The organism is uncultured Roseobacter sp. (assembly GCF_947499265.1).
Classification (GTDB): Bacteria; Pseudomonadota; Alphaproteobacteria; order Rhodobacterales; family Rhodobacteraceae; genus Roseobacter.
This window is the reverse complement of sequence record NZ_CANMNK010000002.1, coordinates 436,742-461,255: the sequence shown is the minus strand read 5'-3', so window position 1 is coordinate 461,255 and position 24,514 is coordinate 436,742. Positions and strand designations below refer to the sequence as shown.

General features: G+C 61.8%; 21 protein-coding genes and 1 tRNA gene. 15 read left to right on the top strand and 7 right to left on the bottom strand.

The features are described 5' to 3' along the window. Positions 1–154 precede the first annotated feature (154 nt). Positions 155–3,808 (bottom strand): vitamin B12-dependent ribonucleotide reductase, encoded by a 3,654-nt coding sequence (locus tag Q1A63_RS06855; RefSeq protein ID WP_299631116.1) that lies wholly within the window; start codon positions 3,806–3,808, stop codon positions 155–157. A gap of 768 nt (positions 3,809–4,576) precedes the next feature. Between Q1A63_RS06855 and Q1A63_RS06850 the strand changes: the two genes are divergently transcribed. Further along, positions 4,577–5,101, top strand: coding sequence for a hypothetical protein (locus Q1A63_RS06850; protein ID WP_298969816.1), 525 nt, complete (start codon positions 4,577–4,579; stop codon positions 5,099–5,101). Between the two features lie 36 nt (positions 5,102–5,137). Here Q1A63_RS06850 and Q1A63_RS06845 read toward each other — a convergent pair. From Q1A63_RS06845 to pdxH, 4 genes are all read right to left on the bottom strand, one after another. Next, a tRNA-Pro gene (locus Q1A63_RS06845) sits at positions 5,138–5,214 on the bottom strand. 41 nt (positions 5,215–5,255) lie between these two features. Continuing rightward, positions 5,256–5,717, bottom strand: a complete 462-nt coding sequence (locus Q1A63_RS06840) for a DUF192 domain-containing protein (protein WP_299404285.1) — start codon at positions 5,715–5,717, stop codon at positions 5,256–5,258. Then, entirely contained in the window at positions 5,714–6,286 is a 573-nt protein-coding gene (locus tag Q1A63_RS06835) for a cold-shock protein (RefSeq protein ID WP_299631113.1), read from the bottom strand. Before Q1A63_RS06835 ends, Q1A63_RS06840 begins: the two co-directional genes overlap by 4 nt. 243 nt (positions 6,287–6,529) lie before the next feature. Continuing rightward, a complete protein-coding gene (pdxH, locus tag Q1A63_RS06830) occupies positions 6,530–7,135 on the bottom strand; it encodes a pyridoxamine 5'-phosphate oxidase (RefSeq protein WP_299631111.1) in 606 nt (201 codons plus the stop codon). A 153-nt stretch (positions 7,136–7,288) separates the two neighbouring features. Between pdxH and fabI the strand changes: the two genes are divergently transcribed. The 7 genes from fabI (at position 7,289) to Q1A63_RS06795 (ending at position 14,976) form a co-directional block, all read left to right on the top strand. Next, on the top strand, positions 7,289–8,095 hold the full coding sequence (gene fabI / locus Q1A63_RS06825; protein WP_299631109.1) for an enoyl-ACP reductase FabI: 807 nt from the start codon (positions 7,289–7,291) through the stop codon (positions 8,093–8,095). Between the two features lie 3 nt (positions 8,096–8,098). Continuing rightward, the gene (locus Q1A63_RS06820; RefSeq protein ID WP_298969821.1) at positions 8,099–8,704 is read left to right on the top strand and encodes a LysE family transporter; all 606 of its coding nucleotides are present in this window, start codon (positions 8,099–8,101) and stop codon (positions 8,702–8,704) included. Between the two features lies 1 nt (position 8,705). Beyond that, positions 8,706–9,233, top strand: coding sequence for a xanthine phosphoribosyltransferase (gpt, locus tag Q1A63_RS06815; protein WP_298969822.1), 528 nt, complete (start codon positions 8,706–8,708; stop codon positions 9,231–9,233). Between the two features lie 93 nt (positions 9,234–9,326). Continuing rightward, a complete protein-coding gene (locus tag Q1A63_RS06810; protein ID WP_298969823.1) occupies positions 9,327–10,508 on the top strand; it encodes an aminotransferase in 1,182 nt (393 codons plus the stop codon). A gap of 69 nt (positions 10,509–10,577) precedes the next feature. Beyond that, a complete protein-coding gene (locus tag Q1A63_RS06805; protein ID WP_298969824.1) occupies positions 10,578–12,419 on the top strand; it encodes a peptidyl-prolyl cis-trans isomerase in 1,842 nt (613 codons plus the stop codon). Positions 12,420–12,422: 3 nt separating this feature from the next. Next, positions 12,423–13,934 (top strand): anthranilate synthase component I, encoded by a 1,512-nt coding sequence (gene trpE / locus Q1A63_RS06800; RefSeq protein WP_299631105.1) that lies wholly within the window; start codon positions 12,423–12,425, stop codon positions 13,932–13,934. 4 nt (positions 13,935–13,938) lie between these two features. Next, positions 13,939–14,976 carry a succinylglutamate desuccinylase/aspartoacylase family protein gene (locus Q1A63_RS06795; protein ID WP_298969826.1) on the top strand — a complete coding sequence of 346 codons (1,038 nt, stop codon included), beginning with the start codon at positions 13,939–13,941 and terminating at the stop codon, positions 14,974–14,976. A gap of 30 nt (positions 14,977–15,006) precedes the next feature. Here Q1A63_RS06795 and Q1A63_RS06790 read toward each other — a convergent pair whose 3' ends face one another. Further along, positions 15,007–16,740 (bottom strand): divergent polysaccharide deacetylase family protein, encoded by a 1,734-nt coding sequence (locus Q1A63_RS06790; RefSeq protein ID WP_298969827.1) that lies wholly within the window; start codon positions 16,738–16,740, stop codon positions 15,007–15,009. Between the two features lie 191 nt (positions 16,741–16,931). Here Q1A63_RS06790 and Q1A63_RS06785 point away from each other — a divergent pair, with 191 nt between their 5' ends. From Q1A63_RS06785 to lexA, 7 genes are all read left to right on the top strand, one after another. Beyond that, positions 16,932–17,513, top strand: coding sequence for an aminodeoxychorismate/anthranilate synthase component II (locus Q1A63_RS06785; protein ID WP_298970480.1), 582 nt, complete (start codon positions 16,932–16,934; stop codon positions 17,511–17,513). Beyond that, positions 17,510–18,529: an anthranilate phosphoribosyltransferase gene (gene trpD / locus Q1A63_RS06780; protein ID WP_298969828.1), complete on the top strand. Its 1,020-nt coding sequence runs from the start codon at positions 17,510–17,512 to the stop codon at positions 18,527–18,529. Before Q1A63_RS06785 ends, trpD begins: the two co-directional genes overlap by 4 nt. After that, on the top strand, positions 18,526–19,197 hold the full coding sequence (locus Q1A63_RS06775) for a uracil-DNA glycosylase (RefSeq protein ID WP_299631102.1): 672 nt from the start codon (positions 18,526–18,528) through the stop codon (positions 19,195–19,197). The genes trpD and Q1A63_RS06775 overlap by 4 nt, the downstream gene beginning before the upstream one ends. Further along, positions 19,194–20,006, top strand: a complete 813-nt coding sequence (gene trpC / locus Q1A63_RS06770; RefSeq protein ID WP_298969830.1) for an indole-3-glycerol phosphate synthase TrpC — start codon at positions 19,194–19,196, stop codon at positions 20,004–20,006. Before Q1A63_RS06775 ends, trpC begins: the two co-directional genes overlap by 4 nt. Position 20,007: 1 nt before the next feature. After that, positions 20,008–20,487: a cyclic pyranopterin monophosphate synthase MoaC gene (gene moaC / locus Q1A63_RS06765; RefSeq protein ID WP_298969831.1), complete on the top strand. Its 480-nt coding sequence runs from the start codon at positions 20,008–20,010 to the stop codon at positions 20,485–20,487. Further along, complete coding sequence (glp, locus tag Q1A63_RS06760; protein WP_298969832.1) at positions 20,484–21,656, top strand: gephyrin-like molybdotransferase Glp; 1,173 nt, start codon at positions 20,484–20,486, stop codon at positions 21,654–21,656. The genes moaC and glp overlap by 4 nt, the downstream gene beginning before the upstream one ends. A gap of 79 nt (positions 21,657–21,735) precedes the next feature. Next, positions 21,736–22,437, top strand: coding sequence for a transcriptional repressor LexA (lexA, locus tag Q1A63_RS06755; RefSeq protein WP_298969833.1), 702 nt, complete (start codon positions 21,736–21,738; stop codon positions 22,435–22,437). On the opposite strand, the gene Q1A63_RS06750 is transcribed toward lexA, so the two are convergent. Then, on the bottom strand, positions 22,431–24,491 hold the full coding sequence (locus tag Q1A63_RS06750; protein ID WP_298969834.1) for a ComEC/Rec2 family competence protein: 2,061 nt from the start codon (positions 24,489–24,491) through the stop codon (positions 22,431–22,433). The two genes, lexA and Q1A63_RS06750, sit on opposite strands and share 7 nt — an antisense overlap. Positions 24,492–24,514: the final 23 nt, after the last annotated feature.

The following is a 24,514-nucleotide window of genomic DNA, read 5'->3' as shown; positions in this document are numbered from 1 at the left end:
TGTCAGTGCGTGCTTGATCGCCAATTCCAGTCGTGTTCTCTCCTTTCGTACGACCTAAGAAGGTCGAATTGGTTGTCCCTTCCGTACACACTGATCGAGCGGAAGGGTAAGCCGGGGGAAGGTGCTCCAACACCTTCTCCCAACCCTCAATTTCTCAGCTACACCCGGACGTGCCGCCACAAGTGTTGCACTTCATGCAAGTCCCGTTGCGCACCAGCGTGTAGTTGCCGCATTCGCCGCAAGCCTCTCCCTCGTAGCCCTGCATCTTGGCTTTGGTGCGGGCATCGAGGCTGACCGATCCGCTGGAGACCGCCGTGGTGGCCATGGCCACCGCGACGCTGCCGTCGGAGACCGGGGCCAGACCGTCAAAGGCAACCGCGTCTTCGGCAAAGCCTTGTTGACCGCCCTGCAGCACCACCAGTTCCTGTGGCAACCGGTTGCGCAGGTACCCGGTGGAGCTGATTTGTTTCAGCACTTCCAGGGACTTGGTCGCCGCCGTGTCGCTGAGCTCGGAGATGTTGCTCACACCCTCTTCCTCGCCGCGTCCAATGGTGTCGAATGTCGCGCCCTCGGGAGCCACATGCGCCAGATCGGTGCGATCAAGGTAGGAGACCGCAAGCTCGCGGAACACGTAGTCGAGGATCGAAGTGGCGTTCTTGATGGTCTCGTTGCCCTGAACCATGCCCGCAGGCTCGAATTTGGTGAAGGTGAAGGCGTCCACGAACTCCTCCAGCGGCACCCCGTATTGCAGGCCCACGGAGACCGCGATGGCGAAGTTGTTCATCATCGCCCGGAAGCCCGCGCCTTCCTTGTGCATGTCGATGAAGATCTCGCCGATCTTGCCATCTTCATACTCGCCCGTACGGAGATAGACCTTGTGCCCCCCCACGATGGCTTTCTGCGTGTAGCCCTTGCGACGCTGAGGCATCTTTTCGCGGTGAGATTTCACAATCTCCTTCACGATGATCTTCTCGACGATCTTCTCCGCCAGCACCGTGGCTTTTTCCTGCTGGCTGCCGCTTTCCAGCGTCTCTTGCGCGTCCTCGTCGTCTTCGACCAGCGCTGCCGCCAGCGGTTGCGAGAGTTTCGAGCCATCGCGGTAGAGCGCGTTGGCCTTCACCCCCAGCGACCAGCTGAGTTCATAGGCCTTCTGGCAGTCCTCGATGGTGGCGTCATTCGGCATGTTGATCGTTTTGGAGATCGCGCCGGAGATGAAGCTCTGTGCCGCTGCCATCATGGTGATGTGGCTGTTCACGGAGAGGAAGCGTTTGCCTTTCTTGCCGCAAGGGTTGGCGCAGTCGAAGATCGGCAGATGCTCGTCTTTCAGGAACGGCGCGCCTTCGAGCGTCATGGTGCCACACACGTGGTCGTTGGCCGCGTCGATGTCCGCCTTGGAGAAGCCCAGGTGCCGCAACAGGTCGAACGTTGGATCGTTCAGCTTTTCGGCTGGGATGCCAAGCACTTGCGTGCAGAACTCTTCGCCCAGCGTCCACTGGTTGAAGACAAAGCGGATGTCGAAGGCCGAGGCCAGTGCCGCATCCACCTTGGCCAGCTCATTGGCACCAAAGCCGTGGCCCGCAAGCGAGGTGTGGTTGATGCCTGGCGCGTTGCCGATGGTGCCGTGACCGACCGCGTAGGAGATGATCTCTTCGATCTGCGCCGAGCCATAGCCGAGCTTTTCAAGGGCGGCGGGCACCGACTGGTTGATGATCTTGAAATACCCACCCCCGGCGAGTTTCTTGAACTTGACCAGCGCGAAGTCTGGCTCAATCCCGGTGGTGTCACAGTCCATCACAAGGCCAATGGTGCCGGTGGGGGCGATGACGGAAACCTGCGCGTTGCGGTAGCCGTGCTTTTCACCCAATGCCAGCGCCTCGTCCCAGGCGGAGACGGCCACTTCGATCAGCTTCTGATCCGGGCAGCCCGCGTGATCCAGGGCAACCGGCTTGACCGCCAGGTCTTCGTAGCCGTCGGTTTTTCCCAAAGCGGCCATGCGGTGATTGCGAATGACCCGCAGCATATGTGCGCCATTCTTTTCATAACCCGGGAAAGGCCCCAGTTCCCCCGCCATTTCAGCGGAGGTGGCGTAGGACACACCGGTCATGATCGCGGTCAGCGCACCGCAAAGGGCGCGGCCCTCGTCGCTGTCATAGCTGTACCCCATGTTCATCAGCAGCCCGCCGATGTTGGCATAGCCCAGACCCAGCGTGCGGAAATCATAGGAGCGCTGCGCGATTTCCTTGGAGGGGAACTGCGCCATCATCACCGAAATTTCCAGCGTCACGGTCCAGAGGCGGGCCGCATGCATGTAGTCTTCGACTTGGAAGGTGCCGTCCTTGAGGAAGGTCAGCAGGTTCATCGAGGCCAGGTTACAGGCGGTGTCGTCCAGGAACATGTATTCCGAGCAGGGGTTGGAGCCGCGGATGGCGCCATCTTCGGGACAGGTGTGCCAGTCGTTCACGGTGTCGTGGTACTGGATGCCGGGATCCGCGCAGGCCCAGGCGGCGTGGCCGATCTGTTCCCAGAGATCGCGCGCCTTCACGGTCTTGGTGATTTTGCCGTCGACGCGGTTGATCAGCTCCCAATCGGCGTCTTTTTCAACGGCCGTCAGGAAGGCGTTGGTCACGCGGATCGAGTTGTTGGAGTTCTGGCCGGAGACAGAGTTATAGGCCTCGGAGTCCCAGTCGGTGTCGTATGTCGGGAATTCGATCGAGGTATGGCCCTGCTTGGCATAGTCTAGCACCCGTTTGACGTAAGTCTCTGGGATCGAAACTTTTTTCGCCTCCCGGATCGCCATTTTCAGCGCGTCGTTCTTGGTAGGGTCATAGGCGTCGGCTTCCGCACCGTCCCATGTCTTGATCGCTTCGAAGAGACCGTTGAGTTTCTGCTCGTGCATCTTGGAGCCGGCGACGATGCTCGCCACTTTCTGCTCTTCGATGACCTTCCAGTTGATGAAATCCTCGATGTCGGGGTGATCCGCGTCGACGATCACCATCTTGGCGGCCCGGCGCGTGGTGCCACCCGATTTGATGGCCCCCGCTGCGCGGTCACCAATTTTCAGGAAGCCCATCAGTCCGGACGACTTGCCACCACCCGACAGGCTCTCCCCCGCAGCCCGCAGGCTGGAGAAGTTGGTGCCGGTGCCGGAGCCGTATTTGAACAGACGCGCTTCCCGAACCCACAGATCCATGATGCCGCCGTCGTTTACGAGGTCGTCTGAGACAGACTGGATGAAGCAGGCATGCGGTTGTGGGTGCTCGTAGGAAGATTTGGATTTTGTCAGTTTGCCGGTTTTGTAATCGACATAATGGTGGCCCTGCGCCGGACCATCGATGCCGTAGGCCCAGTGCAGACCGGTGTTGAACCATTGGGGGGAGTTGGGCGCGGCACGTTGAGAGGCCAGCATGTGGCGCATCTCGTCAAAATACGCCTTGGCGTCGCTCTCCGTGCTGAAGTAGCCGCCCTTCCAGCCCCAGTAGGCCCAGGCACCGGCGAGACGATCAAAGACCTGCTTGGAGGAAATCTCGCCGCCCATCTCAGCACCTTCAGCCGGGACCGAGCGCCACAGAAATTCGGGAACGCCTTTTTCTTTCACCTTGCGGGTTTTTGACGGCACGCCCGCTTTGCGGAAATACTTCTGCGCGATCACGTCGCTGGCGACCTGGCTCCAGGAGCTGGGCACTTCGACATCATCCAGGCGGAACACAACGGTCCCATCGGGATTGCGGATCTCGGACGCGGTGGTCACGAAATCCAGTTCAGCATAGGCGTCTTGGTCGACTTTGGTGAATTTACGTTCAATCTTCATTTTAGCTGCCTCATCTCCAGCGTCTTCATCAAAGAGCCGACCCTGTCATTGCAGGACGTCTCGCTTATGCCTTCGGTCAAAAGCGCACAAAACTTCTGTGATCGGCGCCGCGATAACGGTGCCGTCGTTTTGCCTCAGAGCGATGATATTGATCGTCTGTTTGCCCCTTGTCCCGCCGATGCACCCCTGTGTGTTAACCACTACATGTTGTGGCGTCATCGTCGGCTTGCACAACCTGACGTATCACCCCCTACTCGGTCAACGATATTTTTATACTTTTTTTGAAGTTTACCGGCTTGACGGTCTGGGTTTTTTGAGCAGCGCTCACGGCGCCGTGATTCAACACGTTAACAGCTGGTTAATATCCACAACCCAGCCGTTTGTCGGGCCGCGCGACAGGACCGTCAATAATCTATTGAATTGGCAGATTTAGCCCGGAAATTTGAAGCATCGGATAAGTTAACAAAATGGCCGTCCGCTTCGGATCCACAACCGGAACGATAATTGCGGAAAAATGCCAAAGGCGCGCAAGCTAATCACGGAGTGTTACAATTTTGTGTCGCTCGCGGCGCAATCTACAAAAGCGACCTCCCCAGATATGGTGAGGGCGCGCGTATTCGGACGCAACGGCCACTATATCTAGTGGCCCTCTATTTCGGCGCTCACGGGCGTTTTTCGAGGAGTCGGGGGGGCTGATTCCGGGTTTCGAGGTCTGGGCCGATCACGCTAGGCTTAAACGGCACCCGAGAGCAGCAGGAGAAAACCGCGATGTCCGCCCCCGATCACGACCTTGTAACCGCGCTCCGCGGATGGGATGGGCGCTCAGCGGATGACATCACCGCCCTCTACGCGCAGTTTCATCAAATGCCCGGCTTTGTCGAAGGGCTTGTCCTGTCTTGTCGCGCGCCCGAGACGGAACGCGCCGCGACATGGCTGATCAAACATCATCTGGAGCAAGGCGCGGTGCAGTTCTCCAAAGAAACGCGGCAACAGTATTATCAAGCGACCCGGCACCTCACCCATTGGGAGGCCAGGCTGCATGTCCTGCAGTGCATGGACCATATCGCCATTCCCCCGGACACCGTCGAGGCCGTATGGTCGTTTGCGCAGGCCGCGGCCACATCCGACAGAAAACTCGTGCAGGCCTGGGGGCTTTACGGGCTGGCACGGCTCGCGCATCAATTTCGCGACCATCAGCCCGCCGCACGTGAGGTTTTGGAAAAAGCGGCACAACAGCACCCCAAGGGCGCGGTGGCCGTGCGTCTTCGCAAGGCGCGCGCCTTGTTGGCATAGGCCCAACAGCAGGCGGATTGGATCATGCTGAGAAAGTGGTCGGAGCGAGAGGATTCGAACCTCCGACCCCCTGTACCCAAAACAGGTGCGCTACCAGGCTGCGCCACGCTCCGACGAAGCACTCTTTAGACGGGGGCAAGCGGTTTGAAAACCCCTAACAGGGCCATTCGGTGTCAGGATTTGAAAATGTTGGGTGGCGCAGCACCGTTCCGGGGGCAATTCCCATGGCTTTTGCCAAGCCACCATTGATTTCGAGCACATGGGTCAGATCATCACCGCCAAAAATCGGCGTTTCGTCCAAAGGCTGCGCGGAATGATGAATATGACGCACGGTGCCGGTGGCGTCGATGAAGAGCATATCCAGTTCGATCAGCGTATTGCGCATCCAGAACGACAGGGTTTGGGGGCGTTCGTAGACAAACAACATGCCCGCCGACGTTGGCATGCTTTCGCGATGCATCAACCCCTGGGCCCGTTCTTCCACATCATCGGCAATCTCGACGGCGAATCGCGCCTGACCCCACTCCCCTTTCAGAAAGACGGTGTCATCGCGGCACTCCTGCGCCCCGGCAGCCTGCCCCAGAAACGCCAGACACAACGCCAGGCGGATCTTCATGTGTCGGAGGAATCCAGCGCCGCTTCCCAGGCGAAGACTTCGGCCGCCATATGGCCCCGCTTGCCTTCGATCACGCGCAGGGCCAGCGCCTCGCCGGGCGCCAGATCAGACAGGCCCGAGCGGCGCAGCACTTCCATATGCAGAAAGATATCGTCGCGACGCCCGAAGACATTGGCAAAGCCAAAGCCCTTGCCTTTATCGAACCATTTCACCCGTGCTGGCTCCAATGGCGCGGCGGCAACGATGGCCGGATCAAGGGCCGCGATATCGGACAGGCCCACCGCCTCGCCGGTTTGCGGCGGTTGCAGCGCAATCACCTGCGTCGCCTGCACCCCACGGTCCGTACGCTGGACTTCGAGCTCGACCCGCGCGCCATCGGCGACGGAACTTTGTCCGAAATTCCGCAGCACATTCACATGCAAAAGAATATCAGGCCCACCGGCGTCAGAGACGACGAAGCCAAACCCCTTTACCGGATCAAACCATTTAACCAACCCAGAAACGGGGGACGATATGTCTTCGGTCTCGCTCACACGTAATCTTTCAATCGTCGCAGGGTCTTCTAGCATAGTATTCGCTGAAGTAACTTTCATGTTTGCAATTGAAACAAAATAAATTCCACCTAAAAACCCGCCTACAGAGCAATAATGCGATACACAAGTATCACGCGTCCGTGAAAATCTCAGGTTTTCCCGTCATGATTGAAAATCATGATGTAATCGTCTGATAAACCACTTCCCTTGCGATCTTTGCACATAATGCTGTGCGCTTACAAACACAGTTTTTAGGCGACTGAGGAGCGCCTCGCACCCCTAGGGGTTGAGACGGGTGATTGACCACTCCTCTTCCAGCGCCGCACGCCGCCATTGAAACCGGTCATGCAGGCGAAATTCACCGTCTGCCCAGAACTCGATTTCCAGCGGTCTGATCCGAAACCCGCCCCAAAACGGGGGCCGTTTCGGGTTGGTGCCATGGGTCGCGGTGATCTTGGCAACCTTTGCCATCAAAGCTCCGCGGCTCGACAGCGGGCGCGATTGTTTCGAGGCCCAGGCCCCCAGCCTGCTTTTCAGCGAACGCGAGGCGAAATAGTCATCTGCGGCAGGACCATCTTCGCGTTCCACCACGCCCCGCACGCGGATCTGGCGGCGCAAGGTCTTCCAATGCATGACAAAGGCGGCCTTGCCCGATGCATCCAGCTCACCCGCCTTGGCGCTCTCATAGTTGGTGTAGAAGACAAAGGCATCCGGCTCGATGTCTTTCAACAGCACCATACGCGCGTTGGGCAGGCCGTCGGCATCCACAGTGCTCAATGCGATGGCGTTTGGATCGTTGGGCTCTTCCTGTTCGGCCTCGGCCAACCAGGCTTTTGCGATCTCGAACGGATTGTCGCCGGCGAATTTTCCACTTCTGCGTTCCATGGCACCCTCATTTGCTTACGCCACAGCAAGTGGCGGAAGTCGCGCAAAGGTCAAGGGGCAGCGGTGCAGGAACCGACCAGCCTTGATGGCCCCTGCGCAATCGCCTAAAGGTCTGACAGGATAAAAACACCACATATCAACCGAGGAACCTTCATGGGAAATGAGCTTCTGGCAGGCAAACGCGGCCTGATCATGGGTCTGGCCAACGACAAATCCATTGCCTGGGGGATCGCCAAAGCCTGCGCGGACGCTGGCGCGGAGCTTGCCTTCTCGTATCAGGGCGATGCGCTGAAAAAACGGGTGGACCCTTTGGCCGGGCAGTTGGGCAGCGACATCGTATTGCCCTGCGACGTCAGCGATGAGGCGTCACTCGATGCGCTTTTCGACGCCCTCAAGGAGCGTTGGGGCACATTGGATTTTGTGGTGCACGCCATCGGCTTTTCCGACAAGAACGAGTTGCGCGGCCGCTACGTGGACACCAGCCGGGGCAATTTCGCGATGTCGATGGATATCTCCGTCTATTCGTTCACGGCCGTGGTGCAACGCGCCGAGAAGATGATGAACGCAGGCGGGTCCTGCCTGACGCTCACCTATTACGGCGCGGAAAAGGTGATGCCGCATTACAACGTGATGGGTGTGGCCAAGGCAGCACTTGAAGCCTCCGTGCAATATCTGGCCGAAGATCTGGGCAAGGACGGCATCCGCGTGAATGCAATTTCCGCCGGGCCGATCAAGACGCTGGCGGCCTCCGGCATCGGTGATTTCCGCTACATTATGAAGTGGAACGAATATAATTCGCCGCTGCGTCGCAATGTTACCACCGAAGATGTGGGCAAGGCGGCACTCTTCCTGCTTTCGGATCTGGGCTCCGGCACCACGGGCGAGAACCTGCATGTCGACGCGGGCTATCATGTGGTCGGGATGAAGGCGGTGGACGCACCGGACATGAGCAAGGACTAACCGGTGAGTGTCGAAAGCCTGATCGCGTTCAATCTGGTGCTGATGGCGGCCATCGCCAGCCCGGGTGCGGCGCTGCTTTATTTTATCAAGACCTGCGTGGCGTCAGGCCGTACAGCGGGGCTGGCCACAGGTGTTGGGCTGGGGGTTGCCGCCGCCTGTTGGACCTTGGGCGCGCTGCTGGGTTTGGAGAGCCTGTTTCGTTTCTTTCCTTGGACCTACACAACGCTGAAAATCGGCGGCGCGCTGTATCTGATCTGGATCGCCGTGCAGACGTGGCGCCACGCGCGCAAGCCGCTGAACGACACCAACCGCCCCAAGGGCCGTGCCTTCCTTTCCGGGCTGCTTGTAAACATCGGCAACCCGAAATCCATGCTCTTTGCCGCGGCGGTGATTTTGGTGGTGTTCCCGCAGGGGCTGACCGGGGCGGAGATCGGATTGATCGTTGCAAATCACCTGGCGCTGGAAATCAGCTTCTACAGCCTCTTTGCGTTTTTACTGTCGAGCCCGCCCGCGCGACGCGGATATCTGAGCGCAAAACCCATTCTTGATCGCATCGCCGCAACCCTTCTGGGGGCGTTGGGGCTGCGTCTGCTTGTCGAAAGGACCTGACATGAGCAAAGATCCAAGCCGCCTGCCCCATGAGAAGGGTTTTCACATCAGTTGGGACCAGATGCATCGCGACAGCCGCGCCCTGGCGTGGCGATTGGACGGGCAAGGTCCTGACGATGGGGCCTGGCGCGCGGTTGTAGCCATCACCCGGGGCGGAATGGCCCCCGCAATGATCGTTGCGCGCGAGCTTGATATTCGCAAGGTCGATACAATTTCGGTTATGTCGTATCATTCCGGCGGCGGCAAAGCCGATCAGCGCCGCGATGCTCAAGTGCTCAAAGCGCCCAATGCCGAGGTGATGGGAGATGGCACGGGCATCCTGATCATCGATGATCTGGTGGACAGCGGCAAAACCCTCGAACTGGTGCGCGCCCAATATCCCGAGGCGCATTTCGCCACCGTTTATGCAAAGCCGCAGGGCGAGCCACAGGTCGACACCTTCATCACCGGCGTCAGTCAGGATACCTGGATCTTCTTCCCCTGGGATATGGCGCTGCAATATGTCGAGCCCTATCGCGGCACCGACTGAGCCAAAGAGTTTAATGCCTCCGGCGGGGATATTTCCGGCCAGAAGAAACCGGTGTTGTTTCTGCAAAGGAACAGGCAGACGAAAGGGACGCAGATGATTTTGTCGCGAACGGCCACGACTTTTGCCCCGCCGGTGATGGAGGCGCGGCGCTGGCTGGAGGGCGTATGTTTTCCGGGTGATCGCCCGCTGATCAATGTCAGCCAGGCCGCACCGGTTGACCCGCCCCCCGACGCGCTGCGTCAGGTCATGGCCGATGTGGCCCTGGGGCGCGATGACGCGCATCTATATGGTCCAGTTTTGGGGTTGCCGGAGTTGCGCGAGGAACTCGCCGCACAGACCTCGCGGATATATGGTGGGGTGATCACCAGTGGTCATGTGGGGATTACCTCAGGATGTAATCAGGCCTTTGCCGCAGCCATCGCCTCACTCTGCGCGGAAGAAGATGAAGTTATCCTGCCAACGCCATGGTATTTCAATCATAAAATGTGGCTGGATATGTCCGGCATCAAAGCAGTGCCGCTGAAAACCAACGCAGCGCTTTTGCCCGAACCTGAGGCCGCAGAGCGGTTGATCACGCCCCGCACCCGGGCCATCGCCCTGGTGTCGCCGAACAATCCGGCTGGTGTCGAATACCCTTCTGCGTTGATCGGCGCTTTCTTTGATCTGGCGCGGCGTCACGGCATTGCCCTGATCCTGGATGAGACCTACCGCGATTTTCATGGGCAGAGCGGCGCGCCCCACGCGCTGTTTGAAGATCCCGATTGGGACGACACGCTGATCCATCTTTACTCCTTCTCCAAAGCCTATCGGCTGACCGGTCACCGCGTCGGCGCACTGGTCACGTCACCATCACGCCTGGCCGAGGTCGAGAAGTTTCTCGACACGGTTGCTATCTGCCCCGGGCAGATTGGCCAGCACGCGGCACTTTGGGGCATGCAGAACCTGGGCCAGTGGCTGGCCGGTGAGCGTGACGAAATCCTGACCCGGCGCGCGGCGATTGAAACCGGGTTTCCAAAGCTCGCGGCACGTGGTTGGACGCTCTTGGGATCAGGCGCTTATTTCGCCTATATGGCCCATCCCTTGCCCATCAGTTCCGCAGAGCTGGCGCCACGTCTGGTGCGTGATCAGAGCATTCTCAGCCTGCCGGGCACGATGTTTTGCCCCGATACGGATAGCGACGGCGCGCGGCAGCTGCGCATTGCCTTCGCCAATCTGGATACGGCCGGCATTGGCGTGCTTTTTGACCGTCTGGCGGCGGTGGACACAGGCGTGTGACACCCCTTGCCCCTTAGGCCCGCTGCGCATAGACAGAACGTCAAATCGTGACAAGCGCACAGGGTGATCATGGCCAAGGGCTCATCAAGCATTTCGAAAACCGCCGTCTGGATTCTGTTGGGTCTGCTGATCCTCGGATTGGGTGGCTTTGGCGCAACCAGCCTGTCGGGAAATATCCGCACCATCGGCAACGTCGGAGACATGCCGGTTTCGGTTGACAGCTATGCCCGCCAGCTGCAACAGGAAATCCAGGCGGTTCAGCAACAGACCGGTCAGGTTCTGCCCTTTGCGCAGGCCCAGCAGATCGGGCTGGACCGCGCGGTGCTGCAACGTCTGATCGCCACCCGCGCGCTGGACCACGAAGCCGCGCAAATCGGTCTGTCGATTGGCGATTCCAACCTGCGGGACCGTATTCTGGAAATCCCGGCCTTCCGCGGCGTGGATGGTGAATTTGATCGCGAAGGGTACCGTTTTGCGCTGGAACAGAATGGCGTCACCGAGGCGCAGTTTGAAACGCAGCTGCGCGAAGAAGTGTCACGTACGCTGATCCAGGGCGCGATCCTCAGCGGTGTGATCATGCCGGATGCCTATGTGGATACACTGGTGAACTATGTCGGCGAGCAGCGCAGTTTTACCTGGACCCGTCTGGATGAGGCCAATCTGGACACGCCCATTTCCGCGCCGGATGACGCCACATTGCAAGCGCATTATGACGCCAATATCGACGCTTTCACCCTGCCTGAGACCAAGCAGATCACCTATGCAGTGCTGACCCCGGATGCCCTGATTGATGAGGTCGAGATTGCGGAGGCCGATCTGCGCGAAGCCTACGACCTGCGCGACAGCGAGTTCAATCAGCCGGAGCGGCGGCTGGTCGAACGCCTTGTCTATCTTGATGAAGACGCCGCCAATCAGGCGAAAGCGGCCCTGGAGGCTGGCAGCAGTTTCGAAGAACTGGTGGAGGACCGCGGTCTGGCGCTGGCGGATATCGACCTTGGCGATGTGACCGAAGCCGAGCTTGGTGCGGCGGGTGCAGAGGTTTTCAGCGCCAATGTCGGTGATGTGGTGGGCCCGTTGCCCAGCAGTCTTGGACCGGCGCTCTTTCGCATGAACGCGGTCTTGCCCGCGCAATTCGTCCCCTTTGAGGAAGCCCAGGCGATCCTGCGCCCGGAACTGGCCGCGGACCGTGCGCGGCGTCTGGTTGAGGCGCAAGCCGAGAGCCTTGATGACATGCTGGCGGGCGGTGCCACGCTGGAGGAACTCGACACCGACAGCGACATGGAGCTGGGCCAGATCGACTGGACCGCGCAAAGCACCGACGATATCGCGGCTTATGAGGCCTTCCGCAGCGCTGCGTCGGCGGTGACCATCGATGATTTCCCCGAGATCGAACAGCTTGACGATGGGGGCCTTGTTGCGCTGCGTCTGGATGCCGTGCTGCCGCCACGCCCGGCCCCGTTTGAGGAGGCGCGCGAAGATGTTCTGGCGCATTGGCAGGCCGCTGAAGTGGAGGCGCGCCTGATCGCACAGGTGGAGGCGCAATTGCCGCAATTGCGCGAAGGCAGTGATTTTGCGGAACTTGGCCTCGATGCGGTGCGCGAGGAAAACCTGCTGCGCAGCGATTTTGTCGGCGGCACCCCCCCGGGCTTCATGTCCGACGTGTTTGATATGGCGGAGGGCGATGTGGCGGTGCACCCCGATGAGGGTGCGATTGTGATCGTGCGTCTGGACGCCATCGCCGCGCCCGAGGAGAATGAGGATACCGCCGCCCTGCGCACGCAACTATCGCAACAGGCGGGTCAGGCGCTGGCGCAGGATGTCTATGATATCTTCAACTCCGACGTCACGCTGCGCGCCAATCCACAGATCAACCCGCAGGCGCTGCAGGCCGTGCACGTCAATTTCCCCTGACCCATGGCCCTGACCCCCGACTTCGACGCCTTTGAGGCCGCCTACGCCGCCGGTCGCAATCAGATCGTCTATACCCGGTTGGCGGCGGATCTGGACACGCCGGTCTCGCTGATGCTCAAACTCACCGGGGCGCAGAAAGACGCATTTGTGCTGGAATCCGTGACGGGCGGCGAGGTGCGCGGGCGCTATTCGATCATCGGCATGAAGCCCGATCTGATCTGGCGCTGCCGGGGTGAGGCCAGCGAGATTAACCGCGCGGCACGCTATGACGCCGAGGCCTTCACCCCTCAGGACGGCAATCCGCTCGACAGCTTCCGCGCGCTGCTGGACGAAAGCAGGATCGACCTGCCCGATGATCTGCCGCAGGCCGCGGCAGGCCTTTTTGGCTATCTGGGCTATGATATGGTGCGGCTGGTCGAGCATCTGCCGGACATCAACCCTGACCCACTGGGCCTGCCCGATGCGGTGATGCTGCGCCCCTCGGTGGTCGCGGTGCTGGACGGGGTCAAGGGCGAGGTCACCGTGGTCTCCCCCGCCTGGGTGTCGGATGGGCAATCGGCGCGCGCCGCCTATGCGCAGGCCGCCGAGCGGGTGATGGATGCGGTGCGCGATCTGGAACGCGCCATGCCCATGGCCACCCGCGATCTGGGCGAGGCCGAGGCTCCCGGCGCGCCGGTCAGCAATTTCACCCACGAGGGATACAAGGCCGCCGTTGAAAAGGCCCGCGACTACATCCGCGCAGGCGACATCTTTCAGGTGGTGCCCGCGCAGCGCTGGTCCCAGGATTTCAAGCAGGATCCGTTTGCGCTCTATCGCTCATTGCGCCGCACCAACCCCTCGCCCTTCATGTTCTATTTCAACTTTGGTGGCTTTCAGGTCATTGGCGCCAGCCCGGAAATCCTAGTGCGAGTCTTTGGCGACGAGGTCACCATCCGACCGATCGCAGGGACACGCCCACGCGGCGCCACGCCCGAAGAGGACAAGGCGCTGGAAGCAGACCTGCTCGCCGATCAGAAAGAGCTCGCCGAACACCTGATGCTGCTCGATCTGGGCCGCAACGACGTGGGCCGCGTGGCCAAGATCGGCACGGTGCGCCCCACCGAGGAATTCATCGTCGAGCGCTACAGCCACGTGATGCACATCGTCTCCAACGTCGTGGGCGAGTTGCACGCGGGCAAGGACGCGCTGGACGCGTTTTTCGCGGGCATGCCCGCAGGCACGGTCTCCGGCGCCCCCAAGGTCCGCGCAATGGAAATCATTGACGAGTTGGAGCCGGAAAAACGCGGTGTCTACGGCGGCGGTGTCGGCTATTTCAGCGCGGGTGGTGACATGGACATGTGCATCGCCCTGCGCACCGCCGTGGTGCAGGATCAAAAGCTCTATATCCAGGCCGGTGGCGGCGTTGTCTACGACAGCGATCCGGAAGCCGAATACCAGGAAACCGTGCATAAATCCAACGCCATCCGGCGCGCGGCAGCGGATGCGGCACGCTTCTCGGGGCAAGGGAACAGCTGAGCCCATGTCGCGCCAGCCCTTTGATATTGCTGGGAAACGCATTGCGCCGGGCAGCAGCGAAACGGTGCATCTGCCGGTCTCCACCCTGCCCGATCATACGCCCGTTAACCTCTCGGTGCAGGTGCACCATGGCAAACGCGCGGGGCCCACGCTTTTTGTCTCCGCCGCCGTGCATGGGGATGAGGTGATCGGGGTCGAAATCGTACGCCGCCTGTTGCGCGCGCCGCAGCTGAAAACCTTGCGGGGGACCTTGCTGGTGGTGCCGGTGGTCAACGCTTTCGGCTTTCTCAACCGCTCGCGATATCTGCCGGACCGGCGTGACCTCAACCGCTGCTTTCCCGGGCATCCTTCAGGGTCGCTCGGATCGCGTCTGGCGCATATCTTTTTGAACGACGTGGTGCTGCGCTGCGATGTCGGGATCGACCTGCACTCGGCAGCGATTCATCGCACGAACCTGCCACAAATCAGAGTTTCACCGCGGGATGAGACAACCCGCAGCATGGCCGCGGCCTTTGGCGCGCCAGTTGTATTGACCTCCGCGCTGCGGGATGGCTCGCTGCGCGCCGAAGCCGCCGAACGCGGCACGCCGGTGCTGCTTTATGAAGCGGGTGAAGGGCTGCGCTTTGACGAAATGGCCGTGCGCGCGGGCGTTGCCGGCATCCTGCGGGTGATGCGCAGCCTGGATATGGTGGCCGCCAAAGGCATCGCCAAAGCCAAGGCGGCCCCCTATTTCTGCAAATCCTCAACCTGGCTGCGGGCGCCTGCGGGTGGGCTGTTGCGGACCTTCCGCGCCGAAGGCGAAACCGTTGAGGCAGGCGACGTCCTGGCGACGGTCTCGGACCCATTCGGCGGCGTTGAGACGGATATGTTGGCCCCCTCTGACGGCATCCTGATCGGGCGCGCCATCCTGCCGGTGGTCAATGAGGGCGATGCCGTTTTCCACCTCGCGGCCCTAAGCCCGCGCGTGTCGGAAGCCACGGTCGAGGATCTGGCGACCCAGTTGGAAACCGATCCGCTCTTTGACGAAGATGAAATCATTTAGAACGGCTGGTCGGGATCACAGCGCGCGGGGTTATTGTGCCTTCAAGGCCGCGGAGACCGGCACCAGTGCCACACGCTCCGCCCGGTCCTGCAGCCCCCAGATCAGCAAGGCGGAGATCGTGTCTTCGCGCAACCGGCCCAACATGATCACACCCCCCTCATTGCCCGCCCGGAACGCGGCCTGATCCAGAAATCTGCGGATCACGGTGGGAGATTGCTGCGAGCTATCGAAATCGCGGAACACCACAGCTGATGGCACACCCGCCTTAGCCGCCAGTTTCTGAACGGTATTGAGGCCCTTGTTCTGGGTCACAAACCCATGACCGGTCTCTGCGAGGATCTCAGTGACCTGCTGGGCCGCGTCCCGGCTGGACTGCACGCCCTCGCCGATCCCTTCCAGCACACCCACGGCTTCGGGCACAGCTTCCAGCGCCACGGCCAGCGAAACCTCAGCGTCCCGCGCCTTTGCCCCTTGTGGCAGATCGATGGTGGCCAGAACTTCAAACCCTTCGGCGCGGTAGGCCGCCATCCGCGCCTGCGCGTCCGGAAGGCTTGTGTCCACGGCAAAGCTGATCGGATAGGGAAAGCTGCGCAGCGCTGGTAACCCAATGGTATCGCGTGATAAATCAACGCCCTCATCCATCAATACGATCGCCATCACCGGCTTGTTGTCGACATTTTCAAAGGGCTGCGCATAGCGCTCCACCGGGCGCATATCTCCGGGTTCGGGGAGCGCGAGGTCCTCTTCGGCCTCCGGCAATTGCGTGATCGTTTCAGCATCAGGCTCGGCCTGACCTCCCAGCGTGGGCAGGCGATTGATTTGAACCTCTGGGGCCAAATTGCCCACCGTTCCGGCTGGGGTGCCAGGATTGGACAAAACTTCGTCAGCATCCGGCGTCTGTGCGGTCTGCACATCCGGCGCAGGTGTCGGTGTGGCCTCGGCAGGTGTCTCCTCGGGCGCGGGCACCGGATCCGGGGTCGCAACAGCATCAGGCGTGGCATCACCCTCTGGCACGGCATCTGCCTGCGTAATCTCATCATCCTGAGGGGTCGCTTCCGGTGCTTGCGAGGGCTGAACAGGCAGCGCTTCCGACGGGGCTTCAGGCACCTCCGGTGTCTCAAAGGCCTGCGTCTCTGTCGGAACATCCGGCAGCGGCGGCTGATCCGGATCGACAGAAATGGATGTCGACACCTCGGGCGCGGAGGCGGGTTCTTTAACACCTGTGGAAAGCCCTGACGAAGGCTGCGCGCCACCAGGGGCCGTGGGTTGCACCGGATCTTCTGTCAACGCCAGCTCTTCTGTGACCTTTGGCGCGACGGGTTCCGCCGGGTCGGTCGAGACCGAAAGGGACGGCTCGGCTGCAGGCGCCTCAAGACCCGAAGAGGACGCGCCCGGCACCACCGGTGTCGTATTCTGGCGTGTCCCGATGCCCGGCTGGGAGGCATCCACCGCCGGATCGCTCAGCGCGGAGGCCTCACCCGTTTCCGGTTGTGCCGCAGAGTCGGTTGCCTCTTTGGGAACCGCGGCCAGCGTATCGGGTTTCGGCGCAGGGGCTTTTGGGGCCTGCTGGCCGGTCACCGGCACCCGGTCGCCCTGCGATTGATTGGTATCTGACGCCACCGGGCGCGGCGCCTGGTTCGTCGCAGGCGCATTCGCCTTTACAGCCGGGGCCACCGGCCCTTCGGCAAAGGTCGACAACAGACCCAACGCGCAAATGCTTGCAGCGCTGCCCCAAAGAGCTCCGTTCAGAAAACCTCGTGCCACTCTCTGCTCACCTCGTTTCGCCCCCGACACGCGACCCGCGCGCGCATCAATGAACCGTCTACCCTGGTCATATTCCGACCTTTTGCTCTTATTTGCGCCCCTTGACGCGGCCTTGCAAGCCTGAACATGTATCCGTGATGTATATCGCGCTCGGGGCCTGCGCCTCCAGCCCCGAATTCGAAGTTTTGGACATGTTGCTGCTGATCGACAACTACGACAGTTTTACCTACAACCTTTTGCATTATCTGGGCAGCCTGGGGGCGGATGTTGTGGTGCACCGCAATGACGCGCTGGATGTGCAGCAGGCGATGGCGATGAACCCGGCGGGTATTTTGCTGTCCCCTGGCCCCTGCGACCCCGATCAGGCAGGAATTTGCCTTAGCCTGACGCTCGCAGCAGCGGAAACCCGCACACCGCTCATGGGCGTCTGCCTCGGACACCAGACCATCGGTCAGGCCTTTGGTGGCAAAGTCGTTCAGGCCAAGGACATCGTGCATGGCAAAATGGGGCATATCCGCCATCACGGCAGCGGTCTTTTTGCGGGTCTGCCCTCGCCTTTTGCCGCCACGCGCTATCACTCGCTGACAGTGGACCGCGATACGGTGCCGGATGTGCTGGAGATCACCGCCGACCTGGAGGATGGCACGATCATGGGGCTGCAGCACCGCGAATTGCCGATCCACGGGGTGCAATTCCATCCGGAATCGATCCGGTCAGAGCACGGGCACGCATTGCTGCAGAATTTCCTGAACGAGATGAAAGTCCCGGCATGAGCGACGCGCTGAAACCGCTGATCGGGGCCGCCGCAACGGGCCCGTTGACCAAGGATCAGGCCGAAACCGCCTTTGGCATTCTCTTTGACGGGGAAGCCACGCCCAGCCAGATCGGCGGTTTCCTGATGGCCCTGCGCACCCGCGGCGAAACCGTGGATGAATATGCTGCCGCCGCTGCCGTGATGCGGGCGAAATGCAATGCCGTGCGGGCGCCCGAAGGGGCGATGGACATCGTTGGTACGGGCGGCGACGGCAAGGGCACGCTGAACATCTCCACCGCCACCGCCTTCGTGGTGGCAGGCGCGGGTGTGGTCGTGGCCAAACACGGCAACCGCAACCTCAGCTCAAAATCCGGCGCGGCGGATGCGCTGACGCAGATGGGGCTGAACGTGATGGTCGGGCCTGCGGTTGTTGAGAAGGCGCTCAGCGAGGCCGGGATCGGCTTCATGATGGCGCCGATGCACCACCCCGCGATTGCCCATGTGATGCCCACACGCGCCGAGCTTGGGACCCGCACCATCTTCAACATTCTCGGGCCGCTGACCAATCCGGCGGGGGTGAAACGGCAACTCACGGGCGCGTTCTCCCGCGACCTGATCCGCCCGATGGCGGAGACGCTGGGCGCGCTGGGGTCGGAAAAAGCCTGGCTGGTGCATGGCTCGGACGGGACCGATGAGCTGACCATTACCGGCGTCTCCTGGGTCAGCGCCCTGGATGTGGATGGCACGGTTTCCGATGTCGAACTGCATCCGGAGGATGCGGGGTTGCCGGTCCATCCCTTTGAGGCCATCATCGGCGGCACGCCTGAAGAAAACGCACGTGATTTCAAGGCGCTGCTGGACGGCGCGCCCTCCGCCTACCGCGACGCGGTGCTGCTGAATTCCGCCGCGGCGCTATTGGTAGCCGATGCCGTGTCGGATCTGAAAGAAGGCGTGGAGAAAGCCGCCGCCGCCATCGACAGCGGGGCTGCGCGCGACAAGATCACCGCCGTGGCCAGGATCACCCAGGCCGCGTGAGTAATCACCGCCTGACCCACTTGGGCGCCTGGGCCGACCTGCCGTTTTTCACCACCGATTGGCCACGGATTGAGGCCGCCCTGCACGCCGAGCAACGTCAGATCCTGCCCCCCGCGCCGCTGATCTTTCGCGCGTTGGAGCAGGTGCAACCAGATGCGGTGCGCGTTGTGGTTCTGGGTCAGGACCCCTACCCGACCCCCGGTCACGCGCATGGGCTCGCCTTTTCTGCTGAGGCCGATGTGCGCCCCTTGCCCAGATCGTTGGGCAATATTTTCAAGGAAATGCAGGAGGATATCGGGGGCTGCCCGCCCAACGCGGATCTGAGCTTCTGGGCAGATCAGGGGGTCTTGCTGCTCAACACCGTGCTGACCGTGCCCGCGGGCGAGGCCAAAGGCCACGATAAACTGGGCTGGCAGATCCTGACGCGGCAAATCCTGAATCGGCTGGCGGATCAGCCGCGCGCCTACCTGCTCTGGGGTGCGGGCGCGCATAAGACCGCGCAGGGCGTCGATGCCCGCGCAAACCTGAAAATAGAAACGGCGCACCCCTCGCCGCTGTCTGCCCGACGCGGGTTTTTCGGCTCCCGACCCTTCAGCCGCGTCAATGGGTGGTTGCAGGCGCGCGGCGCGCAGGCCATAAACTGGGCCAACCCGCCGGAGACATCATGACCGAAACGATCCTCAACAAGATCAAGGCCTACAAGCTCGAAGAAGTGGCCGCTGACATGGCGGAAAAACCACTCGCCGACGTGGAAGCCGAAGCCCGCGATGCCCCCCCTGTCCGCCCTTTTGCCGACGCGTTGCACCGGGCGACGCTTGATGGCTACGGGCTGATTGCCGAAATCAAGAAAGCGAGCCCTTCCAAAGGGTTGATCCGCGAAGATTTTGACCCCGCGACTCTGGCTGAGGCCTATGCCGATGGCGGCGCCACCTGCCTGTCGGTGCTGACCGATACGCCAAGCTTTCAGGGGGCCAAGGAATTTCTGGTGCAGGCGCGGGCCGCCTGCGACCTGCCGGTGCTGCGCAAGGATTTCATGTACGATCCCTATCAGGTGGCAGAGGCGCGCGCGCTGGGGGCCGATTGTATTCTGATCATCATGGCCTCGGTCAGTGACGATCAGGCCGAGGAGCTCGAAGAGGCCGCCGCCGCATGGGGGATGGATGCGCTCATCGAAGTGCATGATGCCGAAGAGCTGCAGCGCGCGAGCTATTTGAAAAGCCGCCTGATCGGCATCAACAACCGCAACCTGAAGACTTTTGAGACCTCGCTCGACACGACGCGCACCTTGTCGGGTGATGTACCCGCAGACCGGCTGATCGTTTCCGAATCCGGTCTGAGCACGCCTGCGGACCTCGCGGATATGGCCCGCTACGGCGCTCGGATTTTCCTGATCGGGGAAAGCCTGATGCGTCAGCAGGACGTCGAAAAGGCCACGCGCGATCTTCTGGTCAACCCGATGATTGCGACGGGAATGTAGCATGGCGGGAAAGCTGACCCATTTTGACAGCAAGGGCGACGCCCATATGGTCGACGTTGGCGACAAGCCGGTTACAGACCGCATCGCCGTGGCGCACTGCAACATTAAGATGCAGCCAGAAACCTTTGATATCATTTCAGAAGGCCGCGCGAAAAAGGGTGATGTTCTGGGCGTGGCCCGGCTGGCGGGGATCATGGCGGCCAAACGCACCTCCGATCTGATCCCCTTGTGCCATCCCCTGCCGATCACCAAGGTCGCGGTGGAATTCACACCCGATCAGACCCTGCCTGGGTTTCAGATCGAGGCGACGGTGAAGACAACCGGCCAGACCGGGGTCGAGATGGAAGCGCTGACCGCAGCCTCTGTGGCAGCGCTCACGGTCTATGACATGTCAAAAGCCGTTGATAAGGCGATGCAGATCAATGACCTGCGCGTGGTTTTGAAAGACGGCGGCAAATCCGGACGGTTCGAAGCGCAATGATCTCTGTCGCCGAAGCGCTGGATCAGCTGTTTGCGCTCGTGGCGCCGATGGACATCGAAACCATCCCGCTGCGGCAGGCGGCGGGCCGGGTGCTGGCCCGTGACGTCACCGCGGCCCGCACGCAACCGCCATTTGACGCCTCCTCCATGGATGGCTACGCGCTGCGCCGCGCGGAGGTCGAACCGGACGCGATGTTCAAGGTGGTGGGCGAAGCCGCCGCCGGGCACAGCTATCAGGGCCGTATCGGCGCCGGGCAATGCGTGCGCATTTTCACCGGCGCGCCGATGCCCCAAGAGGCTGATTTTGTTGTGATTCAGGAGGATGTCACGCGCCGTGGCGATGTCATCACCGTGAACCGGGACATGGACAGCAAGGACAATGTGCGCCCCGCAGGCGGCGATTTCAAAGCCGGGGACCGGATCGAAGCGCCGCGACGTCTGGGACCGCCCGATGTGGCCCTACTGGCGGCGATGAACATCGCCGAAGCGCCCGTCACGCGCCGCCCGGTGGTGGCGATCCTCGCCACGGGCGATGAATTGGTCATGCCGGGCGAGACCCCCGGGCCGGATCAGATCATCGCCTCCAACAGCTTTGGCCTGGCAGCGCAATTGCAGGCCGAAGGCGCCGAGGCGCGGATGCTGCCCATCGCGCGGGATACGGCGGCCTCGCTAAAAACCGCGTTCGAACTGGCGGCCTCCGCCGATCTGATCGTCACCATCGGCGGCGCGTCGGTTGGTGACTACGATCTGGTGGCCCCCGTCGCCGCAGAGCTCGGCATGGAACAATCCTTTTACAAAGTGGCCATGCGCCCGGGCAAACCGCTGATGGCGGGACGGCTGGACGGGGTGCCGATGATCGGGCTGCCCGGCAACCCAGTCTCGGCATTGGTTTGCGGCACCGTCTTCGTGGCCCCCATCGTGCGCGCTATGCTGGGATTGGGGATCGCCCCCGCGGCGCGTCTGCAAACAACGCTTGCCGCCGCGCTGCCGCCCAACGGGCCGCGCGAGCACTATATGCGCGCCACGGTGACGCCCGAAGGGTTGCGCGCCTTTGACCGGCAGGACAGCTCTCTGCTGACCGTTCTGGCGCAGGCCAACGCGCTTTTGGTGCGCCCGCCCCATGATCCTGCGCGCGCTATCGGGGAGCCCGTCGCCTACCTGCCGTTGTGACACCCCGCACCGAAAGCATTGACACAAAACGGGAACATCACTAGAACAAACGCAAATTCAGGCGTCGGAGGACCAAAAGATGCTCACCAAGAAGCAGTTGGATTTGTTGGAGTTCATTCACACCCGCGTGCAGCGCGACGGTGTGCCCCCCAGTTTTGACGAGATGAAAGAAGCGCTGGACTTGCGCTCCAAGTCCGGGATCCACCGATTGATCACCGCCTTGGAAGAACGCGGCTTTATCCGCCGCCTTGCCCATCGCGCCCGCGCCATCGAAATCGTGAAACTGCCCGAAAGCCTTGGCGGCGCCTCCACCTCCGGCTTCACCCCACGGGTGATCGATGGCGACAAGCCCGATGCGCCCAAGCCGGCGAGCGCCCAGCCTGTGAGCACCAGCGCTGCAACCGAATTGCCCCTGATGGGCCGCATTGCCGCCGGTGTGCCCATTGAGGCCATCAACCAGCAATCCCACAATGTCGCCGTGCCCAGCCAGATGCTGTCAGGTTCGGGCGAGCACTACGCGCTTGAAGTGCGCGGGGATTCGATGATTGAGGCCGGGATCAACGATGGCGACGTGGTGGTGATCAAGGAAACCAGCGTGGCCGACAATGGCGATATCGTCGTGGCGCTAGTCGAAGATCATGAGGCGACGCTGAAACGCTTCATGCGCAAAGGACACGCTATTGCGCTGGAAGCCGCCAACCCGGCCTATGAAACCCGGATTTTCAACGAAGACCAGGTGAAGGTTCAGGGCAAATTGGTGGGCCTCATCCGCACCTACTGATGCCATCTTTCTCTCTGGCCGCTGGCCGGGTACCAGGGCGTCCAGAGCCGGTCACCGGTGACATCGCGCACCGATCTGAGGTGCACCCCGCCTTTGGTTTCGGTGATGGCCACAGCCCCCATATCCTCAAGCCGCTTTGGGTCCAGCAGTACGCAGCCGGATGCGTTTTTGGGCAGGTTCAGGTTGGCGACAATGATCTGGCCCTCGGCGCAGCCTGCGAACGCGGCCACCGCTTTCTTACCCGCCAGATGGGTGACCTCGATACCGCCAGGCAGCGCCGCAACACGCGTATCGGGCCAGCGTTCCGCCGCTGTCAGCTGATCCGTGGCCTCGCCATCGTTTTCCAGCCAGTTCTGTGCGACAAACCCGGCTCCTTTGGCTTTGCTCAGCGCGCGGCCTTCTGCCGTCATCACGCCGACCAGCGCGCCGTTCTCCGCAATCAACCCGATGGGACGGTCCGCATTGGCCCACAGCCAAAACGCCGCGAGCACCGGGAGAACGCCCACCAACCGGCTGCGCCCCTGCCACAAACACAGCCACAAAAACCCCAGGGCAATCATCGGCAACACCGCCATCCCTGGCCCGTGCACAAAAGATCGTGCGCCATCGAGACCAGCCACGAAACTGCCAACCTCCAAAATCCAGCGCAGCCCCCAGCCCATGATCCACAGACCAATCCAGTCGAGACCGAAGGGGGCGAGCACCAGCGCCAGAACGGCCGCGGGAATGACAACCGTGCCCATCATCGGCACCGAGGTCAGATTGGCGAAAAGGCCGTAGTGTGAAATCGCGTTGAAGTGCGCCGCCCCGATGGGAGCCGTGGCCAGACCGGCCACACCCGATGAAATCAATACCGCGACCACCGGCTTTGCCCAATTCGGGCCCATGGAAATCTGGTGATCCCGCATGTAGCCAAAAACCGCGACCAGCGCGGTTGTCGCGGCGAAAGACATCTGGAACCCGGGGCCCAACAAGGCTTCTGGCCGCAAGAAGAGGACAATCGTCGCCGCAATTGCCACGGCGCGCAGACTGATGGCGCGACGGTTCAGCATCAGCGCGGTCAAGGCAACGGCCACCATGATGAAAGCACGCTCAGTCGCCACATTCCCGCCGGAGAGCGCAAGATACCCCGACGCCACGATCAGCGCCCCGCCCGCCGCCAGTTTGCGCGCGGGCACCCGCAGGGCCAGCGGCGGGATCAGCGCAAAAACGATCCGCAGAAGCGCAAAGACAAACCCGGTCAGCAGCCCCATGTGCAACCCGGAAATGGCCAGCAAATGCGCGAGGTTACTGGCGCGCAGGTCATCCAGCGCCTCCTGACTGATGGCGCTGCGCGCACCCGTGGTGACCGCAACGGCAAAACCACCCACATCGCCGGGCAGGATGTCGAGCATTCGCGCGGCCACGGCCATGCGCACCTGAAAAATCACCAGCTCCCACTGGCCTTTTTCCGGCGGGGCGATCGCCAGCAAGGGCACGCGGGAATAGCCCACACCGCCAAGCTGGCCAAACCAGGCGTGGCGCTGGAAATCAAAGCCCCCGGGCTCCACCGGACCGCCGGGCGGCGAAATATGCGCCGTGGTGATCACCCGCAAGCCAGGCGTCGGCGCCACGCTCAGGCTTTGATCGCCATGCAGGGAAATCCGCACTCTTTCGGGGGTGCGCTGCGGGCTGGTGCGCTCCAACACCACCTGATCGAGGGTCAGGCGCAGCGCGTCAGAACTGCTGCGATCCATGTTGATGATGCGCCCCTCGACCGGGCCGTAGTAACGCCACCCCATCTTGGGGCTGGCCACGTCATGCGCCCGGTGGGCCGCCAGAATGAACCCGGTAGCCACCAGAACAACCGCGATCACGAGAGGACTGAGGGCCTCGCCCATCCACCGCGTCGTTGCCAAGAGCAGCACAGCACCCGCGGCAACCGCGATCAGGAAAGGCGTCGACGGTTCAAAGCGCAGCAGAAAGTAGCAGCCGATGCCGATGGCAAGGCACACAGGGATCCACTCAAAAAGCGACCCGCGCTGGTTGAGCAGGATGGCTCGGATCTGTGTCACGCAGCACCTCCTTGCCCCCGTTC